This window comes from Sphingomonas sp. (genome assembly GCF_965248875.1).
Classification (GTDB): domain Bacteria; phylum Pseudomonadota; class Alphaproteobacteria; order Sphingomonadales; family Sphingomonadaceae; genus Sphingomonas.
In genome coordinates this window covers 1353069-1367084 of sequence record NZ_CBDFKR010000011.1, presented here as the reverse complement: position 1 = coordinate 1367084, position 14016 = coordinate 1353069, and the positions used below count along the sequence as shown (strand labels likewise).

Sequence of the window (14016 nt, the reverse complement as noted above, 5' to 3'; positions counted from 1 at the left end):
GTCGGACGGGAGCAGTGCTCCCGCCGGCTGCGCCTTACAGCCCGACGTTCAGCGAGACGATGAACGCGCGCGGGCTGCCGATCTGAACGAACGGCTGGTTGAAGACCGTGGTGGCGCCGCCCGAGAAGCCGCCGACATAATATTGGTTGAAGGCGTTGACGACGTTCAGCTGCAGGTAGGTCTTGGTGTTGCCGATCCCGGTCCAGTCGAGCCCGACGCGCGCATCAAAATCGACCACGGTATAGCCCGACGCGACCGGCCCGTAGGTCTGATACTGGAAGCCGCGCGTGCCGGTAAAGGTTGCCGTGGTGTTGGCGGCCGTCGGGCAGAGCGTGTTCACCAGCGGCGCGGCGGTGCAGGCGAAGCTCGCCAGGTTCTGATCGTTGACATAGCGGCGGCCGGTGCGCTTGATCTGACCACCGAGCTCGATCGGCCCGAGCGTCGCCTGGACGCGGCCGCCGACCGTATAGACGGGCGCCGCCGACTCACGCATCCCCGCCGTCAGGGCATAGATCGGTTGTCCCACCGTCGCGCAGTTGACGGTGGTCGTCGTCGAACAGACGCCGATCTGGACGTTGTTCTTGATCTCCGACTTCAGATACGAGCCGTAGACGTAGAACAGCACCTCGCGGATCGGCCGGTACGCGATGCTCGCGTCGACGCCGTATTTGTTCACCCGGCCCAGATTGCGATAGATCGTCTGCTGCGTGTCATTGTCGAAGGCACCCGCCAGCCGGTTCTGGAAGCGGGTATACCATGGTCCGACCGACGCCTGGATGCGGCTGCTGGTATAACGCAGGCCCAGATCAAAGTTGTCGGTCGTTTCCGGAACGGGGTTCGCGGGGGTGGTGTTCTGGGGATAGAAGAACGCCTGGTACAGATTGTCCGTGCCGGGAACCTGAATACCCTTCGAGTAATTGCCGAAGACCGTCAGCCGGTCCGCGACGTTGAAGGTCAGGCCCGCCGCGGGCAGCAGCCGGTGATAGCGATAGACCCGGTTCTGCGGCACCGCATAGCCGGTGATCGTCGGCGCCTGCGTCGTCCCGCCGACAGTGTACGGATTGGCCGTGGCATAGGCGGCGTTGACCGTCGGATCGCGGCCGAGACAGTCGACATTGCCGTTGGCCGCCGTGACGAAGCAGTAGTTGGTCAGGTCGCGGGTGAACCACTTGCCGGTCAGCGACGCTTCGACGCGCAGCCGGTTGTCGAGGAAATTGCCGACATATTGCGCGAAACCCTGGTTCAGGATCGCCTTCGAGAAGCGGTTGCGCTTCTCGACTACCGAGCCGTTCACCGCCGTCAGCGGATTGTTGACCGGGAAGACGTCGACCGGGAAGCCGTTCGCCTGCAACGTGCCGACCTCGCCCGTCTGGCGATGGCGGCCATAATCCAGCGTGTAGCCGGCGCGCAGGCTCTGGTCCGGGGTGAAGTCCCAGCGCAGCGACGAGATCACGCCGTAGCGGCGCGTCTGCGTCTGGCTCGGCGCGAGCAGGATCACCTGATCGAGCGCATCGCCGTCGCCGTTGACGTCACGGCCGAAATAATAGGACCCGCCGATGAAGCCATATTGCGGCGTCGTGATCGGCACGCCTGTAGTCCGGGTGAAGCCGCCCTCGCGGCCCGTAACGGTGCCGCCGCCGTTCGCCTTGGTGTACTGATAGCTGCCGTCGAGGAACAGCGTCAGCCCTTCGGCCAGCGTGAAGCGTGAGTTGAGCCGGACATTGCCGGTGTTCGACGGATTGTAGCGCTCGTCGAAACTGGACCCGCAGGCGACGCCGTTGTTCGACGCGCCCGGCGCACTGACATTGGCGACGGTGTTCGCGACGCCGGTGGTCGGGGTGGCGATCAGGCAGCGTGCAACCAGGTAAGGCAGTTCATCGCGGCCGCGCGGGAAGCGATTGCCCGAGTTCGTTCCGGGCGTCCGTGCCGCGCCGGTCACAAAGGTCGGGTTCAGCGCCGACCCCGGCGCAGCCGTGCTCTGTGAGAACACATTGTTGTCGTCGCGCAGCGGCGCCGAGCCGAAGAAGTTGTTGCGGTTCTGATTGTAGTGGCCCGAGATCGCGATGAAGTCGCGGCCCGATCCGATCGGCTGATAGATCTTGGCGTTGTACTGCTGCTTTTCGATCTTGCCGAAGTTGTTGAACACCACATCGTTGCGGGCATTGCTGGCGGAGAGCCAGGCGCGGGTGCCGAACGAGGTCAGGTTTCCGGTATTGACCAGCCCGAAGACGCGGAAGAAATTATAGTCGCCGACCGAGCCGACCAGACGCGCGCCGAAATCCTCCGATGGGTTGATCGTGCGGTAGTTGACGGTCGAACCCGACGCCGAGGCGGTGGGCGAATCGGGATCGGTCGAGCCGAGGTTCACGTTGACCTGCTCGATCAGCTCGGGGTCGAGCTGCTGGTTCGAATAGATTGCATAGTTGCCGGTGTCGTTGAGCGGGATGCCGTCGAACGTCTGGCTGATGCGGCTGCCGTCGAAGCCGCGGATGGTCAGCGTGCCGCCGGCCGAGCCGAACGGGTCGTTGTTCTGGAAGCTGACGCCCGGGAGCTGGTTGATGATGTCGTCGACCGACTGGCCTGGGGTCTGGCGGGCGATGAACTCTTGGGTCAGCACCGAGCGGTTCTTGGGGGTGTCAGGCTGCTGGACGCCGCCGACCGACGCCTCGCGCGTACCGGTGACCACGACGTCGGTGGTGGAGACGTTGTCGGTTTCGGCCGAGCCGGTCGACTGCGCGAACGCGGCCGAGGGAATCGCGAGCGCGACGACAGCCGCACCCAGAAGCAGTTGATATCGCATGGATCTACACCCCTTAGGATCGATTCGGCGGCGCTTGCTTGGCTCACCGGTCTGCAGCGCCCGTGCGCCCCTTTTATTGCGCTTCCGTGACAGCGGGAAGGCGGGGGCGGGATGGTTGCCGACTCATTTATGTTGCGTTGCAAAAATGGCGCACTGCGCAGCGCGCACGCGAGCAGCATAGATGCGCGCGAGACGCGCCAGCACGGCCGGCGGGAAGCGCAGCGCTCCCGTCCGACGACGCGGCTTTGCCGCGGCGTGATAAACATCCGAGGCCGCTGCACCGCAGTATCCCGCCATCAGCTACCCCGCCGCCGCGACGATCGCCGCCCACCCCGCTTCATCCACCACCCGTACCCCTAGTTCGGCGGCCTTGTTGAGCTTCGACCCCGCGCCCGGCCCGGCCACCACCAGCCCGGTCTTCGCCGACACCGAGCCTGCCACCCGCGCGCCGAGCGCCTCCGCCTGCGCCTTGGCCTCGTCGCGCGACAGCGTTTGGAGCGAGCCGGTGAACACCACGATCTGACCGTTAACCTCCGACGCGCGCGTCTCCACCGCAAAGGGCGGCGGCGACACCTCGGCGAGCAGGTCGTCCCAGACCTGCCGGTTGTGCTGCTCGTGGAAAAAGTCGCCCAGCGCGGCGACGACGCTCGGGCCGACGCCATCGATCGCAGTCAGCTGCGCCAGCGCCTCCGGGTCGCCCGCGCGTGCGCCTTCCGCCGCCGCGCGCAACGCAGGCAACGCGCCGAACGCCTTGAGCAGGTCACGCGCGGTGACGCTACCGATATGGCGGATGCCGAGCGCGAACAGCAGCCGCGCGGCGTCGGGCGCACGCTTCGCCTCGATCGCGGCGAGCAGCGCATCGACCGACTTCGCCTGCCACCCCTCGCGCGCCAGCAGCACGTCGCGATGCGGGGCCAGCCTGAACAGATCGGCGGGCTCCGTCACCCAGCCGAGCTCGATCAACTCGACCAGCGTCTTCTCGCCCAGCCCGTCGATGTCGAGCGCGCCGCGGCTGACAAAATGTCTGAGCCGCTCCAGCCGCTGCGCCGGGCAGATCAGCCCGCCGGTGCAGCGCACGTCGACCTCGCCCGCCTCCGCCACCGCCTCGCTGCCGCACGCCGGGCAATGGTCGGGGAAGACGAATGCCGGACGCTCGTCGGCCGCGGACAGGTTCTCGACGATCTGCGGGATCACGTCGCCGGCGCGCTGCAGGACGATGCGGTCGCCCGGCCGCACGCCCAGCCGCGCGATCTCGTCCTTGTTGTGAAGGGTCGCGTTGGTGACGACGACGCCGCCGACGGTGACCGGCGCCAGCCGCGCGACGGGGGTCAGCTTGCCGGTGCGCCCGACCTGGATGTCGATCGCGCTGAGCGTGGTCTGCGCGCGCTCGGCCGGGAACTTGTGCGCGAGCGCCCAGCGCGGGGCGCGGCCGACGCTGCCGAGCCGCGCTTGCCAGTCGAGCCGGTCGACCTTGTAGACGACACCGTCGATGTCGAAAGCGAGGTCAGCGCGCCGCGCCTCGATCGCGCGATACTGCGCCAGCGCCGCGTGAAGATCGGCGCAGCGGCGGAAATTGGCGGCGATCGGGAAGCCCCAGCGGCGAAGCGCCGCGATCAGCTCCGCCTGGGTGTCACCCGGCAGCGCACTCGTTTCCCCCCAACCATGCGCGAAGAAGCGCAGCGGCCGCAACGCGGTGACGCCTGCGTCCTTCTGCCGAAGCGACCCCGCCGCGGCATTGCGCGGGTTGGCAAACTGCCGCGCTTCCTTGCCCGCCGACATCGCTTCGGCCGCGAGGCGGGCGTTGAGCGCGGTGAAGGCGGCCTTCTCCATATAGACCTCGCCGCGCACCTCGAACAGCGCGGGCGCATCGCGGGGCAAGGTCTGGGGAATGTCTTCCACCGTGGCGACATTGGCGGTCACATCCTCACCCACCGCCCCGTCGCCCCGTGTCAGCGCCTGGACCAGCCGGCCGCCCTCGTAGCGCAGCGAGCAGGACAGCCCGTCGATCTTTGGTTCGGCGGTGACCGATACCGGCTCCGCCCCGTCTGCGCCGTCGGGGTCGAGCCGCAGGAACCGCCGTACGCGGCCGAGCCATTCAGTGACGTCTGCATCCGCAAAGCCGTTGTCGAGGCTCAGCATCGGCCGCGCGTACGCGACCTTGGCCAGGTGCCCGGCGGGCGCGGCGCCGACCTGCCGGCTGGGCGAGTCGGCGCGAATGAGATGCGGGAAAGCCGTCTCCAGCACCCGGTTGCGCGCGACCAGCACGTCGTAGTCCGCGTCGCTGATCTCGGGCGCATCGTCGGTATGGTAACGCCGGTTGTGGTGCGCGATCGCCTCGGCCAAGCGCTCCAGCTCGGCGGCGCCCTCGGCGTCGGTCGGCGGCAGGTCTGTCATTGCGCTGCTCTATCAATCCGCTGTCGCTTGCGGGAGAGGTGGCGGATCACGCCGTCTCCAGCAGCCGCTCCGCCTGCGCCCGCGCCTCGTCGGTCACCTGCGCGCCGGACAGCATCCGGGCGATCTCTTCGCGGCGCTCCCCTTCGTCCAGCGCCTTGACGCCGGTGCGGGTCACCGTGCCGTCGTGGCTCTTCGCGATCAGCAGGTGCTGCGCGCCCCGCGCCGCGACCTGGGGCGAGTGGGTGACGACCAGCAGCTGCGTTCCCGCCGCCAGCCGCTGCAGCCGCTCGCCGATCGCGCTCGCGACCGCACCGCCGACGCCACGGTCGACCTCGTCGAACACCATCGTCCGCGCGCCCCCGCGCTCGGCCAGCGCGACCTTGAGCGCGAGGATGAAGCGCGACAGCTCGCCGCCGGACGCGATCTTCGCCAGCGGCGCGAACGGCGCGCCGGGGTTGGTCGCGATCTCGAATTCGACGCGATCCTGCCCTGCCGCGGACCAGCCCGCCGCGCCGAGCGGCGCGACCGCGGTGCGGAACTTCGCCGCATCGAGCTTGAGCGGCGTCAGCTCCCGCGCCACCGCCGTATCGAGCCGCGCCGCTGCCGCCGTCCGTGCCGCGGTCAGCGCATCCGCTGCCGCGCGATAGGCCGCCTGCGCGTGGGTCAGGGCGGCGTCGAGCGCGCCCAGGCCTTCCTCCCCCGCCTCCAGCCGGTCGAGCCGCCCGCGCAGCTCGCCCGCCAGCACCGCCAGCTCGTCGGGCTGCACCCGGTGCTTGCGCGCCATCGCGCGGAGGTCGAACAGCCGCGCCTCGTCCTCCTCCTGCGCGCGTGCGTCGAAGGTGAGCGCGTGCGCCGCCTCGCGCAGCCGGTCCTCCGCCGCCGCGCCCTCGATCACCGCGCGGTCGACCGCGGCCAGCGCCTCGCCCAGCGCGGGGTGGTCGCCCGCGATCCGCTCCAGCACCCGCGCCGCCTGGCGGAGCTTGGACAGGCCGCCATCGGCGCCTTCCAGCTGCGCCTCGACCGTGGCGAGGTCGGCCGCGATCTTCTCGGCGCGCTGCATGGTGCGGCGGCGGTCCGCCAGCGCTTCCTCCTCCCCCGGCTCGGGCGCGAGGCTTTCCAGCTCGGCGGCGGCGTGCGCCAGCCAGTCGCGATCGGCCTGCGCCGTCGCGATCTCGCCCTTTGCCGCTGCCAGTGCCCCCTCGGCGGCGCGAAGCCGGTCCCAGGCCGTCGCGGCGGCGGCGGTGTCGATCCGGCCGAAGTTGTCCAGCAGCGCCCGGTGCCCGGCGGGCGCGAGCAACCCGCGATCGTCATGCTGGCCGTGGATCTCGACCAGATGTTCGGCAAGCTGGCGGAGCAGCGCCGCCGATGCGGGCTGGTCGTTGACGAAGCCGCGGCTGCCGCCATCGGCCTTGACCAGCCGCCGCACGATCAGCGGTTCGCCGGGTTCGACGTCCAGCCCCTGATCGGCCAGCATCGCCAGCGCGGCGGCGGGCGGCTCGAAGCTCGCGGTCACCACCGCCTGCGCCGCGCCGTGCCGGACCAGCCCCGCCTCGCCCCGCGCGCCGAGCGCCAGCCCCAGCGCGTCGAGCAGGATCGATTTGCCCGCGCCCGTTTCGCCCGTCAGCACGCCCAGCCCCGCGTCGAAGTGCAGGTCGAGCGCCTCAATCAGCACCACGTCGCGGATCGAAAGCGCGGTCAGCATCGGCCGCATATAGAGCGGGGTAAGCTCCGCGGGGAGAGGCGACCATGCCCGTTGCCCGTCATGCGGAGCTGGTTCGAGCGTCCACGCCAGCCGCTCGCCAATCGCCCGCTGTCACGGTCGCGTTTTGATCCTGAAACAAGCTCAGGATGACGGTGTCTTGCCCGGCCGCGGTCCGCCCTATGTTCCCGGTCGCCCGCTGGTCGAGCCCGCAGGCGTACCGGCTGCGCCGCCCTCACTGCCCGTTGTTGCGGGGGTCGGCATGGTGCTGCCGCCTGCGGGCGGCGTCGGTGGAGTTCCGCCACTCCCGGGGGCGGGCGTCGGCGACCCCGGCCGTGCCGTGCCCGCGTCCCCCGGCAACGACTGCGCCCGCGCGCCCGGTGTGCCCGGCGGCACTGCCTGGACACCTCGGCCGACCGCCGGCAGATCGCTTGCCGGATGCTGCCCCATCAGCCGGAATGCCTGGCGATACCATTGCGTGCCGGGGTAATTGCGTCCGAGCACCGCCGCCGATCGCTGCGCTTCCATCGGCACGCCCAGGTTGAGGTAGCATTCGGTCAGCCGCATCAGCGCTTCGGGCGTGTGCGTCGTCGTCTGATAGGTGTCGATCACCGCGCGGAACCGCATCGACGCCGCCAGCCACTGGCCGCGCCGTTCGTAGAAGCGCCCGACCTCCATCTCCTTGCCCGCGAGGTGGTCGTTGACCAGGTCGATCTTCAGCCGCGCATCGGCGGCGTAGCGGCTGGTCGGATAGCGGCGCGTCAGCTCGCCCAGCGCGTCTAACGCCTGGCGGGTGATCTTCTGGTCGCGCGTCACGTCCTGGATCTGCTCGTAATAGCCGAGCGAGACGAGATAATAGGCATAGGGCGCGTCGCGATTGCCGGGATGGACCGACAGGAAACGCTGCGCCGACTGGATCGAGTTCGTGTAGTCGTGGTCGAGATAATAGGAAAACGCGCTCATCAGCTGCGCGCGGCGCGCCCACACCGAATAGGGATGCTGGCGCTCGACCTCGTCGAACAGCTGCGCGGCTTCCTTGTAGCGCCCCTGATCCAGCCGCGCGCGCGCCGCCGAATAGAGCGTGCCGACGTCGCGCGCCACATAAGGGAGATCCCCGCGGGTGCGGTGCCGGGCACAGGCGGTAACAGGCAGGGCGATGGCGGCCAGGAGCGCCAGGCTCAGCGCGCGGGACTGGGTGATACGCATGGACGGGCCCTGTAGCGCGGGAACAAGGCTAAACCTAGACCCGCCATCTTCCTCTCACCGCCATGCCGGGAAAGGCGGGAGCGCCCGGCGTGGTTCTGCGTTACGGAGGCGAACCGATGATGAGGACCGCCCATGCCCGCCACCCTGCTCCACACCCATCGCGTCGAGAAGCCCTGGGGCCGGCACGATCTGTGGCCCGGCTTCGACGATCAGCCGCAGGACCAGCCCGCGATCGGCGAGATTTGGTTTCAGGAGCCGGGCGACACCAGGCCCGACCTGCTGATCAAATACCTGTTCACCTCGCAGCCGCTGTCGGTTCAGGTCCATCCCAACGACGAGCAGGCGCACGAACGGGGCCTGCCGCGGGGCAAGGACGAATGCTGGAACATCCTCGCCGCCAGGCCAGACTCCACCATCGCGCTCGGCACGCACGAGCCGGTCTCCAAGGAGCGGCTGAAACAGGGCGCCGAGGACGGCTCGATCGAGCAGCTGCTCGACTGGAAGCCGGTAAAGGCGGGCGACTTCCTCTATTGTAAATCCGACACCATCCACGCAATCGGCGGTGGGCTGACGGTGATCGAGATCCAGCAGAACTCGGAGACCACCTATCGCCTCTACGATTACGGCTCGGACCGCGAGCTGCACCTGACCGACGGCATCGCGGTAGCCGACCCGGTGCCTTACGTGCCGATCACCTCGCCGGGCGACGCGGGCGACGGGCGCTATGTCCAGGTCGAGGGACCGAAGTTCGTCCTCGAGCGCTGGCGCGGCGGCACGCACCAGGTGGCGCTGCCGGCCGGTGTGACGGGCTGGCTGGTGCCGATCAAGGGTGCGGGGGAGGTCGCGGGCGTCGCGTGGTCGGCCGGGCAGTGCATCACGGTGACCGGCACCGAGACAGTCACGGCCAGCAACGACGCCGACCTGTTGTTCGCCTATCCGGGTACGGCGCGCATGGCACTCTGACCGGACTGACCGGACCCCCCTGTGTGGAGCGTGACGCTTCCGCCGCGCCACGCTAGAGGCGCTGCATGGCCCACCCCGGCGCCCCCACGCCGCGTGCCGGCTTCGCTCCCGCGACGTGGCGCGACGAACTGGCGGCGCTGGTGCGGCTTGCCGGGCCGCTGGTGGGCGCCAACCTGCTCCAGATGGCGGTGTATGCCGTCGACGTGATGTTCGTGTCGCGGCTGGGGCCGGTGCCGCTCGCCGCGTCGACCTTGGGCGTGTTCCTGCTCAGCCTGGTCATGTGGGCGCTGATCGGCTTCACCGGCGCGTGCGCGCCCGTCATTGCTGCCGAGCTCGGCCGCCGCAGCCACGCCGTGAGGGAAGTGCGGCGCTCGTTCCGGATGGCGATGTGGATGGCCGTCGGGGTCAGCCTCTTCTTCATGGTGGTGTTGAGCCACGGCGAGCGGCTCCTGCTCCTGCTCGGCCAGAACCCAGTTGTCGCCGCGCGGTCGGGGGCGTTCCTCGACATCCTGCTCTGGGTCGTTCTTCCCAATGTCTGCGCCGCGGTGATGCGGACCGTCGCGGCGGCAGTGGGGCGGCAGGGCTGGGCAGTGGCCGTCACCGTGCTGGCGCTGCTGGTCAACATTCTCGGCAACTGGCTGCTGGTCTTTGGCCATGCCGGTTTTTCGGCGCGGGGGCTGGAGGGGTCGGCGATCGCCAGCTGCGGCACGGCGGCGGCGATGCTGATCGCCTGGGTCGCGATCCTCTGCTTCGATCCGGTGCTGCGCCGCTATCGGCTGTTCGGGCGCTGGTGGCGGCCGGAATGGCGGCGGATGGGGGAGATTGCGCGGCTGGGCTTGCCGATCGCGCTCACCTTCACGCTGGAGGGCGCGCTGTTCGGCGGGGCGGCGTTCCTGATGGGCCTGATCAGCGTCGAGGCAGTCGACGCGCACGCGGTGGCGCTCAACATCGCCGCCATCGCCTTTCAGGTGCCGTTCGGCTTGGCGCAGGCGGCGACGATCCGCGTCGGCCTCGCCTATGGCGCACGCGACATTCGCTGGATCGGGCAGGCGGGGTGGGCGGCGATCGCGCTCGGCACCGGCTTCATGCTGACCACCGCCGTCGCAATCTGGCTGACGCCGCGTCTGTTCATCGCCGCCTATCTCGACACCGCGGATCCGGCGCACGCGGCGGTGGTCGCGCTGGCGACGCAGTTCCTGGCGCTGGCCGCGATGTTCCAGCTGTTCGACGGCGCACAGGCGGTGGCGGCCGGTGCGCTGCGCGGGGTGCAGGACACGCGCGTGCCGATGGTGATCGCCGGGTTCGGCTATTGGGTGGCGGGATTCGGCACCGCGATCTGGCTGGGGTTCTATGCCGGCTGGGGTGGGGTGGGCATCTGGACGGGCCTGCTGGTCGGGCTGTTCGTCGTCTCGGGGCTGCTGGTGTTGCGCTGGTCGATGCGGGCGCGGCTGGGGCTGCTGCCCATTTGATGGCCTGTCCGGAATCGGCGCGCACCGCCGTTTAGCGTCACGGTTCGTCCATCCGGGGGGAATGGGCGGGCCAATTCCGGGGGCTTCGAAGGGCGGGCGGCGGTCATGGGGATGGCGCGTCGTCCGCCTGAGCCTCGCGCCTGTCACCGTGTGTCGAAAAAAAAGGCCGGACGCGCCCGTTGACCGGCTGCGGTCGAAGGCACATATCGCGGCTGTTGGCACTCACCCTGGGTGAGTGCCAAGGATTTTTATATCAGTAAAGGGACAGTGCACATGAACTTTCGTCCGTTGCACGACCGTGTTCTCGTTCGCCGCGTCGAAGCGGAAGAGAAGACGGCCGGCGGGATCATCATCCCCGACACCGCCAAGGAGAAGCCGCAGGAGGGCGAGGTCGTCGCCGCCGGCGCCGGCATTAAGAGCGAGAAGGACGGCACGCTGACCCCGCTGGACGTCAAGGCCGGCGACAAGATCCTGTTCGGCAAATGGTCCGGCACCGAGGTCAAGCTCGACGGCGAGGATCTGCTGATCATGAAGGAAAGCGATATCCTCGGGATCGTCGGCTGACCTGACGTTCGCGCGGTCGCGAAGCATCGCGACGGTGTGACCCTAGTGTGATTTTTCAACTCATTCCGAAAGGGTAGCCATCATGGCAGCCAAGGACGTAAAATTCAGCCGCGACGCGCGTGAGCGCATCCTGCGCGGCGTTGATATCCTCGCCGATGCGGTCAAGGTCACGCTGGGGCCGAAGGGTCGCAACGTCGTGATCGACAAGAGCTTCGGCGCGCCACGCATCACCAAGGACGGCGTCACCGTCGCCAAGGAGATCGAGCTCAAGGACAAGTTCGAGAACATGGGCGCGCAGATGCTGCGCGAGGTGGCGTCGAAGACCAACGACAACGCCGGTGACGGCACCACCACCGCGACCGTGCTCGCTCAGGCGATCGTGCGCGAGGGCATGAAGTCGGTCGCGGCCGGCATGAACCCGATGGACCTGAAGCGCGGCATTGATCTGGCCGTCATCACGGTCGTCGACGACCTCAAGGCGCGCTCGAAGCCTGTCTCTGGCTCGTCCGAGATCGCGCAGGTCGGCATCATCTCGGCCAACGGCGACACCGTGGTCGGCGAGAAGATCGCCGAGGCGATGGAGAAGGTCGGCAAGGAAGGCGTGATCACCGTCGAGGAGGCCAAGGGTCTCGATTTCGAGCTCGACGTCGTCGAGGGCATGCAGTTCGACCGCGGCTATCTGTCGCCCTACTTCATCACCAACCCGGAGAAGATGACGGTCGAGCTGACCGATCCTTTCATCCTGATCCACGAGAAGAAGCTGTCGAACCTGCAGGCGATGCTGCCGATCCTGGAAGCGGTCGTTCAGTCGGGTCGTCCGCTGCTGATCATCGCCGAGGACATCGAGGGTGAGGCGCTGGCCACGCTGGTGGTCAACAAGCTGCGCGGTGGCCTGAAAGTCGCCGCCGTCAAGGCGCCGGGCTTCGGCGATCGCCGCAAGGCGATGCTGGAGGACATCGCGATCCTGACCAAGGGCGAGATGATCTCCGAGGATCTCGGCATCAAGCTGGAGAGCGTCACGACCGCGATGCTGGGTTCGGCCAAGCGCGTCACGATCGACAAGGACAACACCACCATCATCGACGGTGCGGGTGAAGCCGACGCGATCAAGGGCCGCACCGAGGCGATCCGCCAGCAGATCGAGAACACCACCAGCGACTATGACAAGGAGAAGCTCCAGGAGCGTCTCGCGAAGCTTGCCGGCGGCGTTGCGGTGATCAAGGTCGGCGGCGCGTCCGAGGTCGAGGTCAAGGAGCGCAAGGATCGCGTCGACGACGCGCTGCACGCCACGCGCGCGGCCGTCGAAGAAGGCATCGTGCCGGGCGGCGGTACCGCGCTCCTCTACGCGACCAAGGCGTTGGAGGGCACGAGCGGTGCCAATGACGACCAGACTCGCGGCATCGATATCGTCCGCAAGTCGCTGACGACGCTCGTCCGCCAGATCGCGCAGAACGCTGGTCATGACGGCGCGGTGGTCTCGGGCAAGCTGCTCGAGGGCAACGATCCGACGATGGGCTTCAACGCCCAGACCGACAAGTATGAGAACTTGGTGTCGGCCGGCGTGATCGACCCGACCAAGGTCGTCCGCACCGCGCTGCAGAACGCGGCCTCGGTCGCGGGCCTGCTGATCACCACCGAGGCGGCGGTCAGCGAGATGCCCGAGGACAAGCCGGCGATGCCGATGGGCGGCGGCGGCGGCATGGGCGGCATGGGCGGCATGGACTTCTGAGCCGAGTTGGGCCTGGGCCAGCGATGCTGGTCCAGGACTCGAACCGGTTCGGCCGACGGGTTGCGGCCCCCGGCCCCGGTCCAGTCCGACGTTGCGCCACGGCTTCGCCGGGGCGCGCCCGATGCGAGAGCCAAGGGCCGGAAGCAGCCAGCTTCCGGCCCTTCTTTTGCCGGATCGAAGGGCGTACATCGGGCGCATGGCCAGCCTGCTCGCCCTGTCTTGGCCTCGACTGCTGACGGTCGAGGAGTTCCTGCAGATCGACCTCGGTCCGGAGCTGAAGGCCGACCTGGCGGACGGATACATCCGCATGATGGCGGGCGGCAGCCCCGCGCATGCCCGCGTGCGGATGAACCTGTACCGCTTTCTTTGAAGCGTTCCGCGCGGCTCGGGATGTCGCCCCTATGGATCGGACATGGGTGCGCGTATCAGAAGCTCGCGCTCCGCTATCCGGACGTGTCGGTGGATTGTGGGCGTCCCGGCGACGCACCGTTGCATGGTGCACGGTTGCGGCCGCCGCAGCTGGGCCTAGGTGCAGTGTCGCGCGCCGCGCTGCTGGCGTGGTGCAAGTTCGGAGGACAGCGATGAAGCTTTACTATTCGCCCGGCGCCTGCAGCCTGGCCGATCACGTCGCCCTGCATGAGGCGGGGTTCGGCTTCGAGATCGAGCGGGTCGACCTGAAGACCAAGCTTACCGAGCACGGTGCTGACTATCGCGCCGTCAACTCCAAAGGCTACGTTCCCGCGCTGACGCTCGATTCCGGGGAGCACCTGTCCGAGAATGTCGCGATCCTCGACTGGATCGCCGACCAGCGCCCGGCGCTCCGCCCCACCGGTCCGCTCGGCCGGACGCGGCTGCTGGAGATGATGAGCTACATCTCAGGCGAGCTACACAAGGCTTACGGCCCGCTGTTCCGCGGTGCGTCGGACGAGGACAAGGCGGCGGCGAAGGCGCAGGTCGCGGCCAAGCTCGCCTTTGTCGCGAGCCAGCTCAAAGGCGCGTATCTGTTCGGCAGCGAGCCGGGCGTTGCAGACTTCTTCCTCTTCCCGATGATCCGCTGGGCGGCGGCGATGGGGATCGACACGCCGCCTGCCCTGACGGCGCTGCAGGCGCGGCTGGCGGCGCGGCCCGCCGTGCAGCAGGCGATGGCGGAGGAGGGGCTTTCCTGATCCGTTAACCATCACGGGCGCAAGGG

10 protein-coding genes are annotated in these 14016 nt (G+C 68.6%); 6 read left to right on the top strand and 4 right to left on the bottom strand.

The features are described 5' to 3' along the window. Positions 1-34: 34 nt before the first annotated feature. The 4 genes from ACP2AD_RS13825 to bamD all read right to left on the bottom strand — a co-directional run bounded on the left by ACP2AD_RS13825 (position 35) and on the right by bamD (position 8099). Positions 35-2800 (bottom strand): TonB-dependent receptor, encoded by a 2766-nt coding sequence (locus ACP2AD_RS13825; RefSeq protein WP_425230621.1) that lies wholly within the window; start codon positions 2798-2800, stop codon positions 35-37. Between the two features lie 300 nt (positions 2801-3100). Next, entirely contained in the window at positions 3101-5194 is a 2094-nt protein-coding gene (ligA, locus tag ACP2AD_RS13820; RefSeq protein WP_425230620.1) for an NAD-dependent DNA ligase LigA, read from the bottom strand. 46 nt (positions 5195-5240) lie between these two features. Continuing rightward, positions 5241-6896 carry a DNA repair protein RecN gene (gene recN / locus ACP2AD_RS13815; protein WP_425230619.1) on the bottom strand — a complete coding sequence of 552 codons (1656 nt, stop codon included), beginning with the start codon at positions 6894-6896 and terminating at the stop codon, positions 5241-5243. Between the two features lie 177 nt (positions 6897-7073). Next, positions 7074-8099, bottom strand: coding sequence for an outer membrane protein assembly factor BamD (gene bamD / locus ACP2AD_RS13810; protein ID WP_425230618.1), 1026 nt, complete (start codon positions 8097-8099; stop codon positions 7074-7076). A gap of 132 nt (positions 8100-8231) precedes the next feature. On the opposite strand from bamD, the gene ACP2AD_RS13805 reads away from it, so the two are divergent. The 6 genes from ACP2AD_RS13805 to ACP2AD_RS13780 all read left to right on the top strand — a co-directional run bounded on the left by ACP2AD_RS13805 (position 8232) and on the right by ACP2AD_RS13780 (position 13990). Further along, positions 8232-9062, top strand: coding sequence for a class I mannose-6-phosphate isomerase (locus ACP2AD_RS13805; protein ID WP_425230617.1), 831 nt, complete (start codon positions 8232-8234; stop codon positions 9060-9062). Positions 9063-9127: 65 nt separating this feature from the next. Beyond that, positions 9128-10531 (top strand): MATE family efflux transporter, encoded by a 1404-nt coding sequence (locus ACP2AD_RS13800; protein ID WP_425230616.1) that lies wholly within the window; start codon positions 9128-9130, stop codon positions 10529-10531. A gap of 273 nt (positions 10532-10804) precedes the next feature. Further along, positions 10805-11095, top strand: coding sequence for a co-chaperone GroES (gene groES / locus ACP2AD_RS13795; RefSeq protein ID WP_425231180.1), 291 nt, complete (start codon positions 10805-10807; stop codon positions 11093-11095). Between the two features lie 82 nt (positions 11096-11177). Then, complete coding sequence (groL, locus tag ACP2AD_RS13790) at positions 11178-12824, top strand: chaperonin GroEL (protein ID WP_425230615.1); 1647 nt, start codon at positions 11178-11180, stop codon at positions 12822-12824. 196 nt (positions 12825-13020) lie between these two features. Next, complete coding sequence (locus ACP2AD_RS13785) at positions 13021-13194, top strand: hypothetical protein (RefSeq protein WP_425230614.1); 174 nt, start codon at positions 13021-13023, stop codon at positions 13192-13194. A 211-nt stretch (positions 13195-13405) separates the two neighbouring features. After that, the gene (locus ACP2AD_RS13780) at positions 13406-13990 is read left to right on the top strand and encodes a glutathione S-transferase C-terminal domain-containing protein (RefSeq protein WP_425230613.1); all 585 of its coding nucleotides are present in this window, start codon (positions 13406-13408) and stop codon (positions 13988-13990) included. Positions 13991-14016 lie beyond the last annotated feature (26 nt).